This window comes from Sphingobium sp. CCH11-B1 (genome assembly GCF_001556865.1).
GTDB lineage: Bacteria > Pseudomonadota > Alphaproteobacteria > Sphingomonadales > Sphingomonadaceae > Sphingobium.
This window is the reverse complement of sequence record NZ_LSJY01000009.1, coordinates 21,647-42,548: the sequence shown is the minus strand read 5'-3', so window position 1 is coordinate 42,548 and position 20,902 is coordinate 21,647. Positions and strand designations below refer to the sequence as shown.

The 20,902-nt window shown below is 65.8% G+C and carries 18 protein-coding genes; 7 read left to right on the top strand and 11 right to left on the bottom strand.

Annotated elements, in window-relative coordinates; translation table 11 throughout:
* Positions 1–52 precede the first annotated feature (52 nt).
* Positions 53–3,655: a trifunctional transcriptional regulator/proline dehydrogenase/L-glutamate gamma-semialdehyde dehydrogenase gene (gene putA, locus AX724_RS01770; protein WP_066762948.1), complete on the top strand. Its 3,603-nt coding sequence runs from the start codon at positions 53–55 to the stop codon at positions 3,653–3,655.
* A 329-nt stretch (positions 3,656–3,984) separates the two neighbouring features.
* Positions 3,985–4,167: a hypothetical protein gene (locus AX724_RS01765; protein WP_066762947.1), complete on the top strand. Its 183-nt coding sequence runs from the start codon at positions 3,985–3,987 to the stop codon at positions 4,165–4,167.
* On the opposite strand, the gene AX724_RS01760 is transcribed toward AX724_RS01765, so the two are convergent.
* The 8 genes from AX724_RS01760 to AX724_RS01725 form a co-directional block, all read right to left on the bottom strand.
* Positions 4,129–4,440, bottom strand: coding sequence for a hypothetical protein (locus AX724_RS01760; protein ID WP_066762946.1), 312 nt, complete (start codon positions 4,438–4,440; stop codon positions 4,129–4,131). The genes AX724_RS01765 and AX724_RS01760 overlap by 39 nt on opposite strands.
* Positions 4,441–4,529: 89 nt before the next feature.
* Complete coding sequence (gene treY, locus AX724_RS01755; protein ID WP_066762944.1) at positions 4,530–6,920, bottom strand: malto-oligosyltrehalose synthase; 2,391 nt, start codon at positions 6,918–6,920, stop codon at positions 4,530–4,532.
* The gene (gene malQ / locus AX724_RS01750; RefSeq protein WP_231736436.1) at positions 6,917–8,650 is read right to left on the bottom strand and encodes a 4-alpha-glucanotransferase; all 1,734 of its coding nucleotides are present in this window, start codon (positions 8,648–8,650) and stop codon (positions 6,917–6,919) included. Before malQ ends, treY begins: the two co-directional genes overlap by 4 nt.
* On the bottom strand, positions 8,647–10,347 hold the full coding sequence (gene treZ / locus AX724_RS01745) for a malto-oligosyltrehalose trehalohydrolase (RefSeq protein WP_066762938.1): 1,701 nt from the start codon (positions 10,345–10,347) through the stop codon (positions 8,647–8,649). Before treZ ends, malQ begins: the two co-directional genes overlap by 4 nt.
* Positions 10,344–12,449: a glycogen debranching protein GlgX gene (gene glgX, locus AX724_RS01740; protein WP_066762936.1), complete on the bottom strand. Its 2,106-nt coding sequence runs from the start codon at positions 12,447–12,449 to the stop codon at positions 10,344–10,346. The genes treZ and glgX overlap by 4 nt, the downstream gene beginning before the upstream one ends.
* Positions 12,450–12,498: 49 nt before the next feature.
* Positions 12,499–12,726, bottom strand: coding sequence for a DUF2934 domain-containing protein (locus AX724_RS01735; protein ID WP_066762930.1), 228 nt, complete (start codon positions 12,724–12,726; stop codon positions 12,499–12,501).
* A gap of 90 nt (positions 12,727–12,816) precedes the next feature.
* A complete protein-coding gene (locus AX724_RS01730; RefSeq protein ID WP_066762927.1) occupies positions 12,817–13,176 on the bottom strand; it encodes a response regulator transcription factor in 360 nt (119 codons plus the stop codon).
* Entirely contained in the window at positions 13,173–14,060 is an 888-nt protein-coding gene (locus AX724_RS01725) for an iron-containing redox enzyme family protein (protein ID WP_066762925.1), read from the bottom strand. The genes AX724_RS01730 and AX724_RS01725 overlap by 4 nt, the downstream gene beginning before the upstream one ends.
* A 229-nt stretch (positions 14,061–14,289) precedes the next feature.
* Between AX724_RS01725 and AX724_RS23220 the strand changes: the two genes are divergently transcribed.
* Genes AX724_RS23220 through AX724_RS01715 form a run of 3 tightly spaced genes read left to right on the top strand, consistent with a single transcriptional unit; the run spans position 14,290 to position 17,033 of the window.
* Positions 14,290–14,442 carry a hypothetical protein gene (locus AX724_RS23220; RefSeq protein WP_156447969.1) on the top strand — a complete coding sequence of 51 codons (153 nt, stop codon included), beginning with the start codon at positions 14,290–14,292 and terminating at the stop codon, positions 14,440–14,442.
* On the top strand, positions 14,432–14,986 hold the full coding sequence (locus tag AX724_RS01720; RefSeq protein ID WP_066762921.1) for a CinA family protein: 555 nt from the start codon (positions 14,432–14,434) through the stop codon (positions 14,984–14,986). The genes AX724_RS23220 and AX724_RS01720 overlap by 11 nt, the downstream gene beginning before the upstream one ends.
* Positions 14,973–17,033 (top strand): NAD(+) synthase, encoded by a 2,061-nt coding sequence (locus tag AX724_RS01715; protein WP_066762918.1) that lies wholly within the window; start codon positions 14,973–14,975, stop codon positions 17,031–17,033. The genes AX724_RS01720 and AX724_RS01715 overlap by 14 nt, the downstream gene beginning before the upstream one ends.
* Before the next feature lie 4 nt (positions 17,034–17,037).
* Here AX724_RS01715 and AX724_RS01710 read toward each other — a convergent pair whose 3' ends face one another.
* Both AX724_RS01710 and AX724_RS01705 read right to left on the bottom strand, forming a co-directional pair.
* A complete protein-coding gene (locus tag AX724_RS01710; RefSeq protein WP_066762913.1) occupies positions 17,038–17,769 on the bottom strand; it encodes a Crp/Fnr family transcriptional regulator in 732 nt (243 codons plus the stop codon).
* 544 nt (positions 17,770–18,313) lie between these two features.
* Positions 18,314–18,952, bottom strand: coding sequence for a Crp/Fnr family transcriptional regulator (locus AX724_RS01705; RefSeq protein WP_066762912.1), 639 nt, complete (start codon positions 18,950–18,952; stop codon positions 18,314–18,316).
* Positions 18,953–19,172: 220 nt separating this feature from the next.
* On the opposite strand from AX724_RS01705, the gene AX724_RS01700 reads away from it, so the two are divergent.
* Together AX724_RS01700 and AX724_RS01695 are read left to right on the top strand one after the other, a co-directional pair.
* Positions 19,173–19,412 carry a DUF6894 family protein gene (locus tag AX724_RS01700; protein ID WP_066762910.1) on the top strand — a complete coding sequence of 80 codons (240 nt, stop codon included), beginning with the start codon at positions 19,173–19,175 and terminating at the stop codon, positions 19,410–19,412.
* A 45-nt stretch (positions 19,413–19,457) separates the two neighbouring features.
* Positions 19,458–20,204 (top strand): Crp/Fnr family transcriptional regulator, encoded by a 747-nt coding sequence (locus tag AX724_RS01695; protein WP_066762908.1) that lies wholly within the window; start codon positions 19,458–19,460, stop codon positions 20,202–20,204.
* A 25-nt stretch (positions 20,205–20,229) separates the two neighbouring features.
* Here the strand turns inward: AX724_RS01695 and AX724_RS01690 are convergent, their stop codons facing one another.
* Complete coding sequence (locus AX724_RS01690; RefSeq protein ID WP_066762905.1) at positions 20,230–20,706, bottom strand: DUF4142 domain-containing protein; 477 nt, start codon at positions 20,704–20,706, stop codon at positions 20,230–20,232.
* Between the last annotated feature and the right edge of the window lie 196 nt (positions 20,707–20,902).

Below are 20,902 nucleotides of genomic sequence, written 5' to 3'. Positions count from 1 at the left end.
AACCGTCATTCAAAAGTCGATATGTCTTCGGTCTTTTCGCTATGCTCGCGGGATGACCAGCCAGCCCCCATTTGCCGCTTTTGCGCCTCCCGTTCGCAAGCCCACGCCGCTTCGGGAGACGATCACCGCCGCTTACCGCCGGGAGGAAGCGGAGGCGATGGCGCCCCTGATTGATGCGGCCACGCTGCCGGAGGATGTGCGTGCCGCCATCGCCGCGACGGCCACCGCCCTCGTCACCGCGCTGCGCGTCAATCACAAGGGCAGTGGCGTCGAAGGGCTGGTCCAGGAATATGCGCTCTCCAGCCAGGAAGGCGTGGCACTGATGTGCCTTGCCGAGGCGCTGCTCCGCATTCCCGACAACGACACGCGCGATGCGCTGATCCGCGACAAGATCGCTGACGGTGATTGGGGATCGCATCTGGGCGGGGACAAGTCGCTGTTCGTGAACGCCGCCACATGGGGACTGGTCGTCACCGGCAAGCTGGTGGGCAGCGTGGACGATCGCGGCCTTGGCGCGGCGCTCACCCGCCTCGTTGCCCGGGCGGGCGAGCCGGTGATCCGGCGCGGCGTCGATCTTGCCATGCGGATGATGGGTGAGCAGTTCGTCACGGGCGAGACGATCAAGGAGGCGCTGAAGCGCGCGCGCGAGATGGAAGCCAGGGGCTTTTCCTACAGCTACGACATGCTGGGGGAAGCGGCGACCACCGCTGCCGACGCCGCGCGCTATTATGCCGATTATGAGAATGCCATCCACGCCATCGGAAAGGCGTCGGCGGGCAGGGGCATCCATGCCGGGCCGGGCATTTCGATCAAGCTGTCCGCGCTCCACCCGCGCTACGCCCGCGCGCAGGCGGACCGGGTGATGGGCGAGTTGCTGCCCGCCGTGAAGCGGCTGGCGGTCTTGTCCAAGGGCTACGACATCGGCTTCAACATCGACGCGGAGGAAGCCGACCGGCTTGAACTGTCGCTCGACCTGCTGGAAAGCCTGGCGCTCGACCCCGACCTTGCCGGCTGGAACGGCCTCGGCTTCGTGGTACAGGGCTATGGCAAGCGTTGCCCCTTCGTCATCGACTGGATCGTCGATCTTGCCCGTCGCGCCGGGCGCCGGATCATGGTCAGGCTGGTCAAGGGCGCCTATTGGGACGCAGAGATCAAGCGCGCGCAGGTGGACGGGCTGGAAGGCTTTCCGGTCTATACCCGCAAGCTGCACACCGACATCGCCTATGTCGCCTGCGCGCAGAAGCTGCTCGCCGCCCGTGACGCGGTGTTCCCGCAATTCGCGACGCATAATGCGCAGACGCTGGCGACCATCTATCACCTCGCCGGGCCGGATTTTGCCCTTGGCGACTATGAATTTCAATGCCTGCACGGCATGGGCGAGCCGCTCTACGAACAGGTCGTCGGCGCGGGCAGGCTGAACCGTCCCTGCCGCATCTATGCGCCGGTCGGCACGCATGAGACGCTGCTTGCCTATCTCGTCCGCCGCCTGCTGGAAAATGGCGCGAACAGCAGCTTCGTCAACCGTATTGCCGATCCGGCCGTGTCGATCGCCGATCTGGTGGCCGATCCGGTCGATATCGTGCGCGCTATGCCGCATCCCGGCGCGCAGCATGACCAGATCGCGCTGCCCGCCAATCTCTACCCTGACCGCCGCAATTCGGCCGGCCTCGACCTCAGCAACGAAGCAACGCTCGCCAGCCTGGGCGAAGCGCTGCGCCACAGTGCCGCCATCGGCTGGGCGGCCGCGCCGGAGGGCGGGGAAGGCAACACGCGGCCGGTGCTGAACCCCGCCGACCACCGCGATGTCGTCGGGCATGTCACCGAAGCATCGCCGGAGCAGGCGCGCGCCGCTGCCATCCGCGCCACTGCCTCGTCCTGGCGGACTACGCCCGTGGCCGAACGCGCGGCGATGCTGGACCGCGCGGCCGACGCGATGCAGGCTCGCATGCCGGTCCTGCTTGGCCTTATCGTCCGCGAAGCTGGAAAATCGCTGCCTAACGCCATCGCCGAAGTGCGCGAGGCCATAGACTTCCTGCGCTATTATGCGGCGCAGGCGCGGACGACCTTCGGCCCGCAGCAGCAGGCTCTCGGCCCGGTCACCTGCATATCGCCCTGGAATTTCCCGCTGGCGATCTTCACAGGACAGGTCGCCGCCGCGCTGGTCGCGGGTAATCCCGTGCTGGCGAAGCCGGCGGAGGAAACGCCACTGATCGCGGCGGAGGCGGTGCGCCTGCTGCATGAAGCGGGTGTTCCGGCCGATGCGCTGCAACTGCTGCCCGGTGAAGGTCCGATTGGGGCCGCTCTGGTCGCCGCGCCGGAAACAGCGGCGGTTATGTTCACCGGGTCGACAGAAGTGGCCCGGTCGATCCAGAAGCAGCTTGCCAAGCGCCTGTCCCCCGCCGGAAAGCCCATTCCCCTGATCGCCGAAACCGGCGGCCAGAACGCGATGATCGTGGACAGCAGCGCCCTGGCCGAACAGGTGGTGGCGGACGTGATCGCTTCGGCCTTCGACAGCGCGGGTCAGCGCTGCTCCGCGCTGCGTATCCTGTGCCTGCAGGAGGATGTGGCCGACCGGACGCTCGCCATGCTGAAAGGCGCGCTGGCGGAACTGCGGATCGGCCGTACGGATGCGCTGAACATCGACATCGGCCCAGTCATCACGGCGGAAGCACGGGACGGCATCGGTCGTCACGTCGAGACGATGAAGGCGCTCGGCCGAAGGGTGGAGCAAAGTCCGCTGCCGCCCGAAACCGCGCACGGAACCTTCGTGCCGCCCACCATCATCGAGATCGAGAGCATCGCGGACCTGAGCCGCGAGATATTCGGTCCCGTCCTCCACGTGCTGCGTTTCCGGCGCGACCGGCTGGACGCACTGGTGGAGGAGATCAACGGCACCGGCTATGGCCTCACCTTCGGCCTGCACACGCGGCTCGACGAAACCGTCGCGCGCGTCACCGAACGGGTGAAGGTGGGCAACATCTACGTCAACCGCAACGTCATAGGGGCAATCGTGGGCGTGCAGCCCTTTGGCGGCTGTGGCTTGTCTGGCACGGGGCCGAAAGCGGGCGGTCCGCTCTATCTCGGTCGGCTCGTCACCATGCCGCCGGTCTTTGCCGAGCGCGTCAGCCATCTTCGCTCGCCGCTCCATGCCTTTGCCGACTGGCTGGATGCGCAGGGGGAGGGCGACGCCGCCACGCAGGCCCGCCGCACCGGCGACGCGTCGGCGCTGGGCGTCGAACTGACGCTGCCGGGGCCGGTCGGCGAGCGCAACCTTTATGCGCTGCACCCGCGCGGTCGCATCCTGATGTGGCCGGCGACCCGCCAGGGGCTGTTCCGGCAGATGGCGGCGATATTGGCGACCGGCAACCACGGCGTGTTGGAGGGCATGACGCTGCCCCCTGGCCTGCCGCCAGAGGTCGCCATGCGCTTCAGCGGCACCGCCGCTGGCCCCTATGCCGCTGCCCTTGTCGAAGGGAACGCGGCCAAGCTGGTCGCGACGCTGCAGCATGTCGCCGACCTGCCCGGTCCGATCGTGCCAGTCCATGCCGACGACCATGGCCATGGCTACTGCCTCGACTGGCTTCTGGAGGAACGATCGACGTCCATCAACACCACTGCGGCGGGCGGCAACGCGAGCCTGATGATGATCGGGTGAACGGACGTCTAGAGCATTTTCGAAGCGGACGGTATCGTCCGCTGGCTCGGAAAATGCGGAAAACAAGATAGAGCATGACGCGGTTCAATATGAACGGATCATGCTCTCTAGAATATTCCAGACCATCCTTCCCACCCGTTCCCGCGATTAGGGAGGACGGGCGCTGGCGGAGCGGCACAGGCCCATGGCCGAACCCGGACCGGGCGATGGAAATTGGCCGGCAGGGGCGCCGCGTTCGCCGCTGAACGTCCTCAATATTGTCCTATGTCAATGTTTGCCGGAACGTCCGGCGCTGCCCCGCATTGAGCCTTCGACAAGGAGAGATGCACATGGCCACCCTGATTTCGATCCGCTCCATCCCCGCCGACGACGCGCTTCCCGGCAGCGCGGACATGGATGCGTATCACCGCCAGATCGACGAGCGCCGCCGCGCTTGGCTCGGGATCGACAGGGACCGGACCCAACCGGCCCGGTCAGGCCGCAATGGGATGGTGCAGCGTCGGGCCGAATAGCGCCCGCACCTGCTTCAGGCAGTTGTCGAGGGAGGGGCCTGCCAGATGCGTGTCCCTTCCATCGGGATGGCGAAAGCTGACTTCCCAAAGCGTCGCGCCGTTGACGCAGGCGGAACGGGCCGCGTCGTCGCTGAACTGGGGGGCCTCGCCCAGACGCTCCCGATGCAGGAGGTGGCGGGCGATGGTGGTGTGGCTTTCCCGATGCGGATTGCACCGGACCTGAAAATTCTCGCTATGTGCTGCCAGCCATTCCAACATCATACCGTCGATCATCGTGCCGCTCTTTCGTGAAGCGCAGGCGAACATGCCCGCCGCATAAGCGGAGACGCCTGTAAAGAGGGCAAGTTCCCGCCCTTCAACCGCTATTCATATAGGTTAATGAAATAGGGGTCGTGCGCGAACGTCCGCGCGACGGGCAAGTCGTCATGGTCCTCAAGGCGGGTGTCCCCCCACCATTGCTCGTCCGGCATCCGACCCCGTTCGACCAACGGCGCGCCGATGCGAAGAGCGACGGCGCAGACCAGCCTCTTCCCCGCATGCTGCCGCTCGAACGCGATGACATGGCCGGCCCGCAGGCCTGTGGCGGCGATCGGCTGATAGCTGCCGTGCGCGAACAGCGCCGGCACCCTGTTGCGCAGCCGGGCCAGCCGGGAGACCAACCCGATTTTGCGCCCGTCATCGCCTGCCCCATCCGCAAGCCTGTCCTGGTGCGCGGCATAATCCACCGGCCGGCGATTGTCGGGATCGACGAGGCTGAAGTCCATCGCCTCGCACCCCTGATAGGTGTCGGGCACGCCCGGCACGCAGAATTTGAGCGCCGTTTGTGCCAGCGTGTTGGCCATGGCGGCAGGCGCGATGCGGTCGAGCAGGGCGGACATCTCGCGCCGGAAATCGTCCGCCCGGACAAGCCGATCCGCCAGAAGCCGCGCCCGGCCTTCATAGTCGCTGTCCGGCGCTTCCCAGCTCGACCGCAACCGCCCCTCGCGCAGCGATTTTTCCAGCCAGGCGGCGATCCTCTCGCCAAAACCGGCGGTGAGCGCCTGGTTCGCGTCCTGCGGCCAGATGCCGATCAGGGTCTGGAGGATCTGGTAGCGATCCGCCGGATGAACGCGGAGATCGGGTTCCCGATCCATCCAGCGCGTCGCGGCTTCCCGCCACAGGTCCGGCACGGCGCTCAGCACGGCCAGCCGTGCCCGCACATCCTCGCCCCGCTTATGGTCGTGCGTGGCGCTCGCCAGCATGGCGTGGGGGAACAGGCGGCCCCGTTCGGCCGCGCGCTGGTGGAAGCTGTCGATGGAAATGGCGAACTGCTCCGGGGCGGACCCGACATCATTGGCCGACAGCAGCGGCGCGTAGCGATAGAAGGCGGTATCTTCCACGCCCTTGGCGGCGATCGGCGCCGACAGCTGCTGGAACCGCCGGACCGCATCGGCGACAAGGGCGGCTTCGCCCTGCTTGTCGCCGCCGAGCCAATCCAGCACCATCCGCGCGACATGCGCCTCGCCGGGGGGCAGATGTGGCTGGACGTCCTTCCATGCCTTGTCGCGCGCGGCCGCGTCTGCGGCGGGCGCGGACCGCCCGTCATGATAGGTGCGATAGACGGGGAAAACCCAGAGCAGCCGCTCGATCGCGCGGCGGAGCATCGCCGGGGTGACGGCCTGCATGGCGGGCATGGCGTGCCGCTCCGCCGCGACCAGCGCCTCGAAGGCGGCGACGCAGGCGGCTAGCTGCGCATCGAACTGCCAGGACAGCATGTCGCGGCGCGCCTGCGTCACCACCGCCGCCGGATCGGCATGCGGCGGATCGAGCGATTGCCACAGATCCTTGAGTGAAGCCTCACCGGCGGGATCGTGCAGCAATGCGGTCGCATCACGCATGAAGTCATAGCCGCTGGTTCCATCGACGCCCCAATCGGCCGGCAGCGATTCACCGGCCGCCAATATCTTCTCCACCACGATATAGGCGCGGTCTTCGCCGCCCCTGATGGCGTCGAACCGCGCGCGCAGCGTTCGGCAATAGCCTGCCGGATCGGTAAGCCCGTCGACATGGTCGATCCGCACCCCGTCGATCAGCCCCTCGCGAAACAGGTCGAAGTAGAGGCGGTGCGTGTCTTCGAAGACTGCCGGATCCTCGATCCGCAAACCGGCCAGGTCGTTGATCGAAAAGAAGCGCCGCCAGTTGAGGCTGTCATTGGCGGTGCGCCAGTGGACCAGGCGATAATGCTGCCGGTCAAGCAGGTCGTGCAGGTCGTCGCCGGTCGATCCGGGGCGCAGCGGCAAGGCCTGCTCGCCATAGAGGATCAAATGCCCGTCCTCCCGCCTGAGATCGCCGGACGCGACGACTTCGGGCAGGGTCGCGCCCAGGATCGGCAGGGTCAGCGGCCCGCGCCAGTCGATGTCGAACCAGCGTGCATGGGGGCTGTCCGGCCCCAGTCGCAGCACGTCATTCCAATAGGGGTTTTCGCCCCCGGCCACCCCCATATGATTGGGCACGATGTCGATGATGATGCCCATGCCGCGCGCGCGCAGGGCCGCTGCCAGCTGCCTGAACCCCTCGTCTCCGCCCAGTTCCGGGTTGATGCAGGTGGGGTCCACCACATCATAGCCGTGGGTCGATCCCTTGCGCGCGGTTGTGATGGGGGAGGCATAGACATGGCTGATGCCCAGGTCCGCCAGATAGGGGAGGATCGCCTGCGCGGCGCTGAAGGGAAAGGCGTGCGTCAGTTGCAAGCGATAGGTCGAGCGGGGGATCATGCGCCCCTCTCCGCGTTCAAAAGGGCAAGGCGGCGCGCGACATCCTCGCGTTTCAGCAATTCTTCCATCGGCGCGGGCAGCCGCCTTCGCCAGTTGGGATGTTCGTTCACCGTGCCGGGCAGGTTAGGCTGCTCGACCAGAGCCGCCAGATCCTCCATCGGCACGATCAGGAGAGGGCAGGGCGTCCGCGTAAGGAAAGCGATGGCCCTGTCCACCACCGGAGCGGGATCGTCGTCGGCGGGCTGCGGCAAGGCCCCGCCGATCGCGGTCCACAGCCGCTTGCGATCTTCTGCCCGCTCCTTCGCCGTCTGTCCGCCTCTGTCGAGCTTGCGGTTCCATTCAAGGTCGCGCCCGGTCCACCAGCCGGCCAATGTCGCTGTGTCATGAGTCGCGCTCATGGCGACGGCGGTATCGCGATAGTCTTGGGCGGGCAGGAAAGCGCCGTCCTCGTCGCGCGAGAAAGGCAGGACTGCCATGCCATAGATGCCGGCTTCCTCCAGCGCGTCGATGAAGCCGGGCGGCCGGGTGCCGAGATCCTCCGCGATGACGATGGCGTCGGCGCGCCACGCTTCCAGCTTCACGATCCGCAGGAGGTCGTCGAACGGATAGGCGAGATACGCGCCTTCGCGCGCGGACCGTCCTTTGGGCACGACCCAGAGCCGCCGCAGGCCGAACGCATGGTCTATCCTGATGCCGCCGCCCGTTGGGATGTTGGCCCGCAACATGGCGATGAACGGCGCAAAGCCGCTTTCGGCAAGGCCGAAGGGGCTGTAGCTCGTCAGTCCCCAATCCTGGCCGAGCGGCCCGAGCGGGTCCGGCGGCGCGCCGATGCTGAGCGCGTTCAAGAACAGGTCGGGATCGTTCCGCGCTTCCATGCCACCGGGATCGACGCCCACCGCAAGGTCGGCGATCAGACCGACCGCCATGCCCGCCTCCCGCGCGGCCTGTTGCACCCGATCAAGCCCGGTCTGGGCATTATGTTGCAGAAACGCGGGGAAATCACTGCCCCCATCGAACGTGCGTCGCAGCGCTTCCAGCTTGGCGGGTCCAGCCTGCGTCCAGTCGATCAGCGGATCGAGCGCCGTGCTTTCGTCCGTTTCCGCCTCGCCCAGCAACGCGTTGAGGGCGATGCGGCTCGACGGGGAATAGGGCGCGAACCGGCCGGGATCGTCGATCGACAACGCGTGGACGGGGCTTAATGCGACGGCATTCGCACCGGCTTTCCCGAGCAAAGTTACAGCGCGCGCGAGATCGGCGAAGTCGCCAAAATCGCCGGATCCGCGCAGCGACGGTATCTGGACGGCGACGCCCCAGCAGCGGCCTTTCAACTGGCGGCACCGTTGGGGCGCGACCGCGATCGTGCAGGCCGCATCGCCCGCCGCCAGCCGGTAATAGCCGGGCTTCGCTATGCCCTTTCTGCCTATCCGCTGCGCATCCCGTTCCACCACCGCGCCCGCTTCGTTCAGCAGGATGGCCTCCCCGAACCCGTCGGGAAGGGGGAAGGGCATGTGGCAATCGACGGTCAGCATCCGTGGCGTGCGCACGGCGCGCTCCATCAGCCGCCGCCAGCTTTCCATGATCTCCGCCGGCCCTTCGGCGGGCAAGCCCAGAGCGCTCAATATGGCGCGCAGGCTCTCGTCGCTCACTTGCTGCTCCGCGCCATCGGCGTCGGTCCACAGGCGCGCTATGCCGGCCGCCGCCGCCAGCATGTGCAACGGAGCCATGGTCATGCCAGCCACGCGGCGAAGCTGGCAGGGCCGCCTGCCTCTCCCAGCAGAAATAGCGGCTTGCCCGCCTGCGGTGTTTTCACGGCGATTTCGCCGAGATTGAGGAGGATGGTCAACGCTTCGCCAGACCCCATGCGCCATGATGCCAGAACCGCGGCGTCCGACAGGCTGCGCGCCCCCGTCGGCCTGCATCCGGGAAGGCCCGGCACGATCCGGTCCCGCCGCAACGCCAGCAGCCCGCGATAGAAGTCGCGCCACTCGGCAGCGGCGTTGCCCGCCGCTACGCGCGATGCGTCGAAGGTTCCAGACGCGTTGGGATCGGGAATATGCGCGCGTGCCTCTTCGCTGGCGAAGGCGGCGAAGCCGGCGAATTCCCGGCGCCGCCCTTCGCGCACGGCGTCGGCCAGTTCGTCATGGAAATCGGTGAAGAAGAGGAAGGGACTTTGCGCGCCCGTTTCCTCCCCCATGAAGAGCAGGGGGATTTGCGGCATTAGCAGCAGCAGCGCCGTTGCCGCCTTCAGCCGCTCCGGCGTGGCCAGTCGGATCAGCCGCTCGCCCAGCGCCCGGTTGCCGACCTGATCGTGGTTCTGGAGGAAGGCGATGAAGGCGGTCGGCGGCAGGTGGCCGCTTGGGCGACCGCGCGCCTTGCCGCCCTGATGCGGGGAAGCATCGCCCTGGTAGATGAAGCCTTCGGCAAGGCAGCGGGCCAGCTTGTCGGCCGGCCGGTCAGCGAAATCCTCATAATAGGCATCGCGCTCTCCCGTCAGCAGGACGTGCATTACATTGTGGAAGTCGTCGTTCCATTGTGCGTCGTAACGGTCGGGCGACAGCCGGTCGGGATCGTTGCGCTCATTTTCCAGCATCAGGTGGATGTGCCGGTCAGGGCCGGTCGCGGCCCGGATGTCCCGCGCCAGCGCGTCGAGGAAATCATCATTGTCGATGGCGTGGACCGCATCGAAACGCAAGCCGTCAAAGCCGTAATCCATGAGCCACATCAGCGCGTTTTCGCGGAAATAGGCGGCGACTTGCGCACGGTCCACGGCGACCGCGCCACCCCAGGGCGTGTGCCGTTCGGGGTGGAAGAAGGCGGAGGCGTAGGCCCCCAGATAATTGCCGTCAGGGCCGAAATGATTGTAGACGACGTCGAGGAAGATCATCAGCCCTTGCGCATGGGCAGCGTCGATCAGTGCGCGCAGATCGTCGGGCGTGCCATAGGCCTCCGCCGGGGCGAAAGGCAGGACGCCGTCATAGCCCCAGTTGCGCGTCCCGCTGAACGCGTTGATCGGCATGAGTTCGATCGCGGTCACGCCGATCGCGGCGAGTTCGGGCAGCAGCGCCGCAACGCCCGAAAAACCGCCGCACAGTCCCACATGCAGTTCGTAGATCACCGTTTCCGCCCAGGGGCGGCCACGCCAGTCGCAAGTGGGGGCGGCCGGATCGACCAGCACGCTCCAGCCATGGACACCGCCCGACTGCGCGCGGGACGCCGGGTCGGGCACCGCCAGATCGGGATGGACGCGGAAACGGTAGCGGTCACCCGCCAGCGCCAGCGTCTCCACCGCGTGCCAGCCATCGGCGTCCCGCGCCATTGCGATGTCCGCCGCGCCGTCCCGTTCCAGCGTCACGGCGTCCCTGTCCGGCGCCCAAAGGCGGAAACGCCACCGTCCATCCTCCAGCCGCATCGGCCCCCACAGGGTCATGCGGCCACCTCTTCGCCGACCCAGCAGATCAGCACAGCCGAATGGGGCTGGACGCCGTAATCATCTTCGATCGCGAACGGCTCCCGGTCCGGCTGGGCGCTGTCGATCAACACCTCGCGCGTGGCGGATGGCGCGGGCAGGGCGAAGTCGATGGGCGTATCGCTGGCATTGAGCAACAGGGTCAGAACCTCCACCTTGCCATCGTCCCGCTGGGTCGCGCGGCGCATCACCAGCGCGCGTCCTTCGGGATTGTCCCAATCCTCCGGGGACAACGGATTGCCGCGTTCGTCCCACCATTCGATATCGTTGACGCCGAAGCCGGGGGAATCCTGCCCATAGAGGAAAGTCGGCGCGCGCAGCACCATATGCTGCTTGCGCAGGGCGATGAGGCGCGCAGTGAAATCGAACAGCGCCTTGCCCTCTTCGCCTTCCATCATTGTCCAGTCGAGCCAGCTGATCTCATTATCCTGGCAATAGGCATTGTTGTTGCCACCCTGCGTCCGTCCGAACTCGTCGCCCGCGACCAGCATCGGCGTGCCGAGCGAGGTAAGCAGCGTGGTCAGCATCGCCCGGCGCACCCGTCCGCGCGTCTCGACAATGGCTTCGTCCTCGGTCGGGCCTTCCGCGCCCCAGTTGCGCGAAAGATTATTGTCGTGCCCGTCGCGATTATCCTCGCCATTGGCCTCATTGTGCCGCTCCTCGTAGGAAACGAGGTCGGCAAGGGTATAGCCGTCATGGCTGGTGAGGAAGTTGACGCTGGCCCATGGCCGCCGCGCGCGCCGGTCGAACAGGTCGCCCGAGCCGGAGAGGCGGGCGGCAAGATCGCCGCGCTGCCCCGGATCGCCGCGCCAGAAACGGCGCACCGTGTCGCGATATTTGTCGTTCCATTCGGCGAAGCCCGGCGGGAAATTGCCCAGCTGATATCCGCCCATGCCTACATCCCAGGGCTCCGCGATCAGCTTCAGCCGGCCAAGGATCGGATCCTGCCGCAACACGTCGAACAGGCCTGCATTGGGATCAAAGCCATGATCGGTCCGCCCCAGCGTCAGGCCCAGGTCGAAACGGAAGCCGTCGATGCCGAAGCTGGTCGCCCAGTAACGCAGCGAATCCGCGACCATCTGGATGACGCGGGCATGGGTCAGCTTGAACGTGTTGCCCGTGCCGGTGTCGTTGACGCAGTAGCGTGGATGGTCCGGCAGCAGCCGGTAATAGGTCGCATTGTCGATCCCGCGCCAGGAAAGCGTCGGCCCCATCTCGCTGCCTTCGCAGCTATGGTTATAGACAACGTCCAGGATCACCTCGATCCCCGCCGCGTGCAGCCGGCGCACCGCCACCCGCAATTCGTCATGCGTGTCGCTCGCGAAATAGCTGGGTTCGGGGGCGAAGAAGCTCAGCGTATTATAGCCCCAATAGTTGCGCAGCCCCTTTTCCTGAAGGAAGCGGTCCTGGGTGAACGCGTGGATCGGCATCAATTCCAGCGTGGTGATGCCCAGCCGCTTCAGATGGTCGATGACCTTGGGGTGCGCCAGCGCCGCGAATGTGCCGCGTTCCTGCGGCGGCGCGGCCTCCAGCAATTTGGTGAGGCCCTTGGCATGCGCTTCGTAGATCACGGTTTGCGACCAGGGTATGTTGGGGCGCACGTCGCGCGACCAGTCGAAACTGTCGTGCGTCACCACCCCCTTTGGCATGGCGGGCGCGCTGTCTCGCTTGTCGAAGCCAAGGTCGCCGCGCCGGCCGCGTATGGGATAGCCGTGCAGCACGTCGTTCCAGCGCAGGCTGCCCGACAATTTGCGGGCATAGGGATCGAGCAGCAGCTTGTTGGGGTTGAAGCGATGCCCCTGTTCGGGCGCATAGGGACCATGGACGCGATAGCCGTAAAGAAGCCCCGGCCGCGCGTCGGGCAGGTAGCCGTGCCACACTTCGTCAGTACATTCGGGCAGGGTGAGGCGTGCCAACTCCTTCTTGCCCTGCGGATCGAACAGGCAAAGCTCGACCTTGTCGGCATTGGCGGAGAAGATTGCGAAATTGACGCCGAGCCCATCGAAGCTGGAGCCGAGCGGGTAGGGGGAGCCGCCCTCGAGGCGGTCGGGAAACTGGCTCAAGAGGCCTCCGGTCGTTCAGAGGGAAGAAAGGGGACGAGGGGAAAAGGCGTCAGATCGCCTTCTTGCGTCTTTTGGGCTTGGCAAGCTCCTCGGCCGCAGCCCCGGTCGCGAGCGGGTTGGGCAGTTCGACCGCTTCGCCCGGCGCGGTGACGTCGAGCGCCGCGATTTCCGCCGCCGCCTGCGCCCAATGTTCGTCCGCCAGGCCCTCTGGGTGACCCTGCGCTTCCCAGATGGCGTGGGCGCGTTCGCGGATACGATCGTCATTTTCCTGGGACATGGCTGGCCTCCCTGTGGGTGCTGTTCATCAGCGCCCTTTCAATGCGTGACCCAACGATAGGATGCACGTTCTTGCGGCAAACGCGAAATTCTAATGCACGATGCGCCGCAGCGCCGGCACCAGCCGGGCAGCGACCGCGTCCTTGGGAATGACGGGCGCTTGCGGATGCGCCGCCGGGACGCTGCCGCCGCTTGCCCCCGAACAGAAAAGATAGGGAACGCCATAAGCGTCGAGATCGTCAGCGATGAGGCCTACGTCCTGCCGCCCCAGCCGAATATCGAGCACCGCGCCAGCGGGGAGCCGGCCGGCCAGCGCGGCTGCGCCTTCGCTGAGGGTCCGGTGCGGCCCGTCCACGGCGAAGTCGGCATCTTCCAATATGTCCATGATCATGGCGGCGACGGACGGGTCGTCCTCGACCAGCAGGATGGTGCGCGTCGCGTCGGTCATCATGCCAGACCGAAATGCGCGCGATAAGCGTCGAAGCAGCGCGCGCCGCAGCGTAGGCGAATGAGCGCGCCTTCCGCCATGGCGGTCGCGCGGCGCGGGTCTTCCGCCACCAGCGGCTTGATCGCCTCCTCGTTCCAATCCTCGCTGTGCTTGATGTCCAGCACGGCATGCAGGTCGAAATATCGTCGCTCCGCATTGGAGAGGCCGATGCGTTTGAGCGCGCGGGCGGTATGGGCCGACCGATCGGGAGCGGTCAGTTCGATGACGCCCAACGCGCCGACGCTATGCCAGGCATAGAAGCGCGACGTGGCCATGGCGGTCATCGCATTGGCAAGCGCCAGGCTTTCCCAGCAGGTGCGCTCGATCCGGGTATCCAGGTCGAGTATCTCGACGAGCTGCGACAGCATCGGGCCATGCATGCCCTTCACATTGCCGCGCCCCATCTCGTCCCAATAATTGCGCGCCAGTTCCATTTTCGCCCGGGTCGGCAGCTTGACCTGCGTCATCGCGACGAGGTCGTCGAAGCCCGCTTCGCCTGCCGCTTCCTGACTAAGAAACCAGCGGATCTGATCCCGGTCCGCCTGGTCGGCAAGCCACGGGAACAGCCGGTCATGCTGCCCCGGCCCGGACTGCTTCAACGCTTCGAACCAGGCGATGAAGCCTTCCGCATCGGTGGGGGCGCGGGCAGCCTCTGCATGCACTTCGGCGCGCAATTCCTCGATGAAGGCGCGTTCGAGCCGCGCCATGCGCGCATCTGTCTCCAGCCGTGGCGCCGTCGCCTCTTCAGGATAGGCAGGGGCGAGGCGGGAGCGGTTCCACCGGCTGAGCTGCTCCTGAAAATTCTGTTGCAGGAATTGCGAGCCTTCGAATTTCAATCGGGTAGCCACGACAGGATGATCCTCTTAATCAGGCTTATGCGTGTCTGAACAATTCCGCAGCGGGGCGCCCGTTCCGGAAAAATCTGATTGATCCCGATCAATCGGGCGCGCGCGCCACGGAAATGCGTCACTTCCTGCCCGGCTTTGCGATCCGGCCAAGCTGGCACTAACCTGTGTGAGCCTGCGCTGGAACCAACCGTCCGCCGCCTCCTTGTCGCCGGCATGGAAGGAGAGCATGATGAAAGACGAGGCCCACCGGAAAAGGCGGCCCGACATCTCTGCCGAGGACCAGCTACCGGGCGCGGCGCCCGACCCGCGCGACATGCTGGACCGGCCGTCGATGAAGAGGCCGGGCGGCAACAGCGCGCAGGGGCGACGCGATGGCGAATGACGCGGACGGGACGGATGTCGCCAACGATGCAGCAGCCACGACCCTGTCCCCGATATTGCCGACCGACATGGAGGAGGCCGCTGCCGCCCTGCTGCGTGACGCCTGCGCCGCCAACCTCAGCCTCGTGACCGCGGAAAGCTGCACGGGCGGACTCCTCTCTTCGCTCCTGACCGATGTCGAAGGCGCGAGCCATGCCTTTGAGCGCGGCTTTGCGGTCTATAGCGAGGACGCGAAATGCGAGCTTCTGGGGATCCGGCGCGACGCGATCGAGGCATGCGGCGCGGTCAGTCGCGAAGTCGCGATCGCCATGGCGGAAGGCGCGCTCGCCCGGTCGCGCGGCGACATTGCCCTTGCCGTGACGGGCTATGCCGGCGCGGCGCCCGATGGCGAGGAAAACGGTCTCGTCCACTTCGCTTGCGCGTGCAAGGACGGGCCGACGCTGCATCGGGAAGAGCATTTCGGGGATATCGGTCGCGGCCCGGTGCGGATAGCATGCCTGAGAGTGGGGCTGGATATGATGAGGCAGGCACTTGAGCGCGATTGACGATTTTCTTTCCATCCATCGCCACGGCCTCGTTCGCGTCGCCGCGGCGACGCCCGCGGCGAGCGCCGGCGATGTGGCCGCCAATGCGCGGTCGATCCTGGCCGTGGCCCGGCAGGCGGCGGAGCGGCGGGCGGACCTCGTCCTCTTCCCCGAACTGTGCCTCTCCTCCTACGCGATTGACGACCTGCATCTGCAGGATGCGATGCTGGACCGGGTCGAGCAGGAGATCGGCCGGCTGGTCGCCGCCAGCGCCGACCTTCCGCTGCTGTTGATCGGCGCGCCGCTGCGAAGGGCGGGGCGAATTTATAATTGCGCCGTGGCGATCGCCGGGGGGCGGATCATTGGCATAGTGCCGAAAAGCTACCTGCCCAATTATCGGGAATATTATGAAAAGCGCTGGTTCGCCCCCGGCGCGGGCCTCGCCGGACTGGAGATCGAGGTTGCGGGCATGACCGCCCCCTTCGGCACCGACCTTCTGTTCGCGGCGGACGGACATGCCGATTTCGTCTTCCATGTCGAAATCTGCGAGGATTATTGGGCGCCCTTGCCGCCTTCCACCTTCGGCGCGATGGCGGGCGCGATGATCCTGTGCAACCTGTCGGCGTCCAACATCACCATCGGAAAGTCGCGGGACCGCCACCTGTTGTCCGCATCGCAATCGATGCGCTGCGTCGCTGCCTATGCCTATTCCGCCGCGGGCGCCGGCGAAAGCACCACTGACCTTGCCTGGGACGGGCAGGCGATGGTGCATGAACTGGGCGATCTTCTGGCCGAATCCGGCCGCTTCGGGGACAGCCCTGAATTGCTGCTGGCCGATGTCGACGTGCAGCGGATCCGGCTGGAGCGGATGCGCAACGGCACCTTCAACGACAGCGCGGTGGCCGCAGGTCACCCCGAAACCCGCTTTCGCCGGCTATCCTTTCCCTTCACGCCCGCCAAAGCGGATATCGGGCTTCATCGTCCCGTCCGACGCTTCCCGTTCGTGCCCGCCGATCCGCTCCGGCTCGACGCGGACTGCTACGAGGCTTTCAACATCCAGGTGGAGGCGCTTGTCACCCGGTTCCGCGCGACGGCGGGTCGGCATATGGTGATCGGTGTGTCCGGCGGGCTCGATTCCACCCATGCGCTGATTGTCGCGGCCAAGGCGTGCGACCGCATGGGACTGCCACGCTCGACCATATTGGGCTACACCATGCCCGGCTTCGCGACCGGGGATCAGACGAAGGGCAATGCCTGGGCGTTGATGAACGCGCTCGGCATAGCGGGCGAGGAAATCGACATCCGCCCCGCCGCGCGCCAGATGCTCGCCGACATGGACCATCCCTTCGCGCGTGGCGAAGCTGTCTATGACATCACCTTCGAAAATGTGCAGGCAGGCCTGCGCACCGATTATCTGTTCCGGCTGGCCAACCGCCACGGCGGGTTCGTCATCGGCACCGGCGACCTTAGCGAATTGGGACTTGGCTGGTGCACCTATGGCGTGGGCGACCAGATGAGCCATTATGCCGTCAACAGCGGTGTGCCCAAGACGCTGATCCAGTTCCTGATCCGCTGGTGCATCGCCACTGACCAGTTCGACGATCCGACCAAGCGGATATTGGATGCCATATTGAACACGGAAATCTCGCCGGAATTGGTGCCGGCGGGGGCAGGTGGCGCGTTGCAGAGCACGGAGTCCAAAGTGGGGCCGTACGCGCTCAACGACTTCTTCCTGCATCATGTCGTCCGGCTGGGCCTGCCGCCTTCCAAGGTCGCCTTCCTCGCCTGGCATGCCTGGCGGGACGCGGACGCCGGCGAATGGCCGCCCGGCTATCCCCAGGACGCCCGCGTCGCCTATGACCTGCCGACGATCCGGCGCTGGCTGGACAATTTCCTCCACCGCTTTTTCGCGATCAGCCAGTTCAAGCGGTCGGCGCTCCCCAACGGGCCGAAAGTGTCGGCTGGCGGCGCGCTGTCGCCGCGCGGCGACTGGCGCGCGCCTTCGGATGGTGTCGCCGGGCCGTGGCTGGACGAGCTGGCGAGTGTGCTCGGTCCGCGCCCGGACTGACCGGTCAGGCGCTGCGTCGCCCGGCCCATGCCGCGGGCCGAAAATCGACCAGTTGCGCCAGCCGTTGCCATTGGGGAACCATGATCTCCCGCCTGTCCCTGCGGATGATGCCATCGCTTTCCAGGGCGCGCAGCGTGCGGTTCACATGGACGGTGGTTATGCCGGTCGCGTCCGCCAGTTCCGACTGCGTCAGCGGCAGGCTGAAGACGCAGCCGTCAAAGCCGCCCATGGGATGGTTTCGTATCACCAGTTCGCAGAACAGGTGCGCGATCCGCCCGCGCGCGTCGCGACGTCCCATATTGGCGACCCACGCCCGGGCGATGGAAAGCTCCGCTTCCGCCTCCGTCCACAGCGCCGACGCGATGGCGGGACAGGTGCGGCTCAAGTCCAATATGCTTTCGATCGGCACCGTGGCGATCCGCACCGATGTCAACGCCTGAACGAAATCCTCCGCAGCCGGGGGCGGCAGCGAGGGCAGGTTCAATATGTCGCCGGGGCCGTGGATGCCAACGATATGCCGCATTCCCTCCGTGGAAAAACGATGCCGGTGGGCAAGGCCGCTGAGCAGGATATGGCAGCTGGTCGCCCGGTCGCCTTCCTGCAGCACATAGCCGCCCGCAGGCAGGCTCCGTTCCTGAAAGGGCAGCGCCAGCAGGGCTGCATGGTCGGCGGACGACAGGCTGATCCTGCCGGCCAGGCGCATGGCAAGGGGGGCCAGGCTGTGCACAATCGTCATGACGCGCGCCCTGTGCGTGGCGACGTCTTGGCTCCGTACTCGACAATGTGCGGCGCTCGGCGCAACGCGAAGGACGCCATGGCCTAGGCACATGCCTTTCCGCCTTGCGCCCCGGCGAAGGGGGCAGGACGGCTTTCGACGAAGCGCGCCGTCCTCATGACAGGGGGGAGGGGTGGAGCTGATTTTGCTCCGCCCGACGACGTTGCGAAGGAAGAAATCGACGCCGGCTTTGTGCGCGGCAATGCCGACCTTTCAAGCGCAGCACTGTTCCTTCCCGACAAGGGGCAAGGCAAGCAAGCCGTTCGACCGGTCGCCGCTGGGAACGAGCACGCTCCGGGCGCCCCGCATCTCTGCCAAATCTTTGATCCTGTCATGATCCGTCATTTTGGTGGCGCTGGTCGAAAGTCTTTCGCCGGCGGGGAGCATGGGCATGCTTCCTGCCGGGAGCGTCGCACCTTGCTTCAAAGACGGAACTCTGGACGCTAACATATGCTAATCAGGCTGAAATTTTTCTGTCATTCCACGCAAACACGGGGATTTCCGGTCAAATCGCGGCCTCGCTGGCGGATATGGCCGCCGCTTCGCGGAGCGCCGGAAGGTCGGGTATCCGCAGCCATTTCGACTGGAGTTCGATCAAGCCGCGCGTCCGCATCGTCTGCAAGGTGCGATTGACATGCACGGGGGTCAGGCCCGTAACGTCGGCAATGTCCATCTGCGTCAACGGCAACGCGCATTGCTGACCATAGGCCAGGCCGCACCCGCGCATCCGTTCGAACAGTTCCAGCAGCAGATGCGCCAGCCTTTCGAGCGCGGTTCGCCGGCCCAGCGTGACGAGCCAGCACGCCTGCCGTTCGCATCCGTCCACCATATTCTTCCAGAAACCGGCCTGAACATCGCCCGGACCCGACGCGGGAACGTGGCACGGCGCTTTGCGCGCGCGCACATTGGTCAGCGCGACAATGGGTTGGGACGGACGGCGGCCCAGCGCCCATTGCGGCTCGCAATAGTCGCCAGGAAGATAGAGAGCGGTGATCTGCCTTCGACCGTCCGGCAACAGCCGGTACCGCGAGGCCCAGCCTTCCAATATTTGATACAGACCCTCGGGCTTTTCATTCTCCCGCGCCAAAAATTCGTGCGGGCGAAAGAACACCAAAGCGTCTTCTGCTGAGACCTGGCTTAACATGGTTATCCCCTGTCAAGCCCCCCGAAGGTGCATAATAAGGCAAAATCACCCGCTCAAATTCACCTATGTTGGCTTTGGAAGATTTTTTTGCAGGCGGCCCCCCATTTGCACCGCCCTGACCCGCGGCGTCACCGCGACGAGGGATTCGCGGGAATTCAACTTTCCGCCCCGCTGTCATCGACTCGATGGAACTCTTTTCTCGCCCCGCTCTTGGAGCAGCATGGCACGCTATCACATCAATCTGTTCAACGACGTCGACATCATGGACGAGGAGGGGCAGGAATTTGTTGATCTTGCCGCCGCGCATTCCGAAGCTATGCGCAGCGCCCGCGAAGTCATCGCCGACCATGTCATGAACGGCAAGCCGGTCGACCTGCGCCATCGCATGGAAATTACCGACCATGCGGGCAAGTTGCTGGAGACTATTCGTTTCGCGCAGGCGATCAGCATCGTGTCATGATGCTCATGCCGGCGCAGGCCGGAGCCGCTGTAAAGGAAAAACACCATGCCCCGCGGTCACCCCGCTTTCGACCTGTTCGTGCGCAAATTGTCGCAACGCTCGATCCTGACAGAGGATGAGCGGCAGGCAATTCTCTCGCTGAACGGCAAGGAGATTGAGGTGGAGCCTCATCGCGACATCGTCGGGCCAGGCCAAGTGACGGACACGTCCTGCTTCGTCGTTTCCGGCCTCGCCGCACGGTTCGGGCAATTGAGGGACGGCCGGCGCCAGATCACCGCAATCCATATTCCGGGCGACATGTGCGACCTTTATTCGCTGATGCTGCCCAAGGTGGAATGGGCGCTTCAGGCTCTGTCGGCCCGGCTGACGATCGTGAAGGTGCCGCATCGCGACCTTGCCGCCCTTTGTCGAGCCTATCCGGGAATCGCGGAAGCCTTCTGGCGCGATTGTGTGGCGGACGGATCGGTCCTGTCGCAATGGGTCGTCAATATCGGTCGGCGGGATGCGCGCATGCGGACCGCCCATCTGTTCTGCGAACTGGGTGTCCGCATGGAGAAGGCGGGGATTGGGGTGCGGACCCGCTACCACCTTCCCGTGGTGCAGGCGCAACTCGCTGACGCGCTCGGTATGACGCCGGTCCATATGAACCGGGTGATCCGGTCCATGAGGGAAGACGGGCTCATGACCATCAAGGGGCGGGAGATCCACGTACTCGACTGGGCGGCGCTCGCCACAGCAGCCGGGTTCGAGGAAGGTTATCTGGAATTGAGCCAGGTCGCGCGACGGCTTTAGCGGCGCCTCGCTCGTGCCCTGGCGATCACATGCCCTGCAGCATCATGATATGATGTTCCACCACGGGCGCGATCTTGCCGGCGGCCGCCTTCAGCGGTGCCTTGTCGCCTTCGCTGGCATAGCCCTGGTGGAGCGCCAGCGCTTTTTGATGCGCCGCCTTTTGCTGGGTGACGTACATCCTGTCGCGCGCCTCGCCGGTCGCGCCGCGCAGTTGGGCGATCATCTGGGCCTGGTCGGGCATCAGCGCCGGCGGCTTTGGCTTGAGGCCGGCCTGCATCGCCGCCTTCTTCACCATCTGTGTGCTGTTCGTGTGGTCCTTGACCATCATGGTCGCGAACGCGCGCACCTTGACGTTCTTCGTGCTTTGCAGCACCAGCTGGCTGGACTGCCGCTCATACAGGTCGCCGGCGCCCGCCGCTTTCACAAAGTCCGGCGCGGTCGCGGGTTGGGCCAGAGCGGGGGAGGCGAGGCAAAGCGCGGCGGCGAAGACATAGCGTTTCATAAACGGCTCTCCTGACATGATCTGCAAAGGATGGCCGCGGCTTCACGGCTGGGATCGATGCGGCTTTCAACCGGGCCGGCCTTGCGCGGTTCCTGCGTCGCAACCTGCGCGCTCACCCAGATTAGCGACCATTGTACCGCATTGGCTTTGCGCCTGTGACGAAAGTCAATCGACGCGGGGCGTCCGCGACGTTAAG

Bases quoted from the DNA above. Each gene is read 5' to 3' on its own strand.
- putA (WP_066762948.1), top strand. From the start codon at position 53: ATGACCAGCCAGCCCCCATTTGCCGCTTTTGCGCCTCCCGTTCGCAAG.
- AX724_RS01765 (WP_066762947.1), top strand. From the start codon at position 3,985: ATGGCCACCCTGATTTCGATCCGCTCCATCCCCGCCGACGACGCGCTT.
- AX724_RS01760 (WP_066762946.1), bottom strand. From the start codon at position 4,440: ATGATCGACGGTATGATGTTGGAATGGCTGGCAGCACATAGCGAGAAT.
- treY (WP_066762944.1), bottom strand. From the start codon at position 6,920: ATGATCCCCCGCTCGACCTATCGCTTGCAACTGACGCACGCCTTTCCC.
- malQ (WP_231736436.1), bottom strand. From the start codon at position 8,650: ATGACCATGGCTCCGTTGCACATGCTGGCGGCGGCGGCCGGCATAGCG.
- treZ (WP_066762938.1), bottom strand. From the start codon at position 10,347: ATGACCCTGTGGGGGCCGATGCGGCTGGAGGATGGACGGTGGCGTTTC.
- AX724_RS01735 (WP_066762930.1), bottom strand. From the start codon at position 12,726: ATGTCCCAGGAAAATGACGATCGTATCCGCGAACGCGCCCACGCCATC.
- AX724_RS01730 (WP_066762927.1), bottom strand. From the start codon at position 13,176: ATGATGACCGACGCGACGCGCACCATCCTGCTGGTCGAGGACGACCCG.
- AX724_RS23220 (WP_156447969.1), top strand. From the start codon at position 14,290: ATGAAAGACGAGGCCCACCGGAAAAGGCGGCCCGACATCTCTGCCGAG.
- AX724_RS01720 (WP_066762921.1), top strand. From the start codon at position 14,432: ATGGCGAATGACGCGGACGGGACGGATGTCGCCAACGATGCAGCAGCC.
- AX724_RS01710 (WP_066762913.1), bottom strand. From the start codon at position 17,769: ATGACGATTGTGCACAGCCTGGCCCCCCTTGCCATGCGCCTGGCCGGC.
- AX724_RS01705 (WP_066762912.1), bottom strand. From the start codon at position 18,952: ATGTTAAGCCAGGTCTCAGCAGAAGACGCTTTGGTGTTCTTTCGCCCG.
- AX724_RS01700 (WP_066762910.1), top strand. From the start codon at position 19,173: ATGGCACGCTATCACATCAATCTGTTCAACGACGTCGACATCATGGAC.
- AX724_RS01695 (WP_066762908.1), top strand. From the start codon at position 19,458: ATGCCCCGCGGTCACCCCGCTTTCGACCTGTTCGTGCGCAAATTGTCG.
- AX724_RS01690 (WP_066762905.1), bottom strand. From the start codon at position 20,706: ATGAAACGCTATGTCTTCGCCGCCGCGCTTTGCCTCGCCTCCCCCGCT.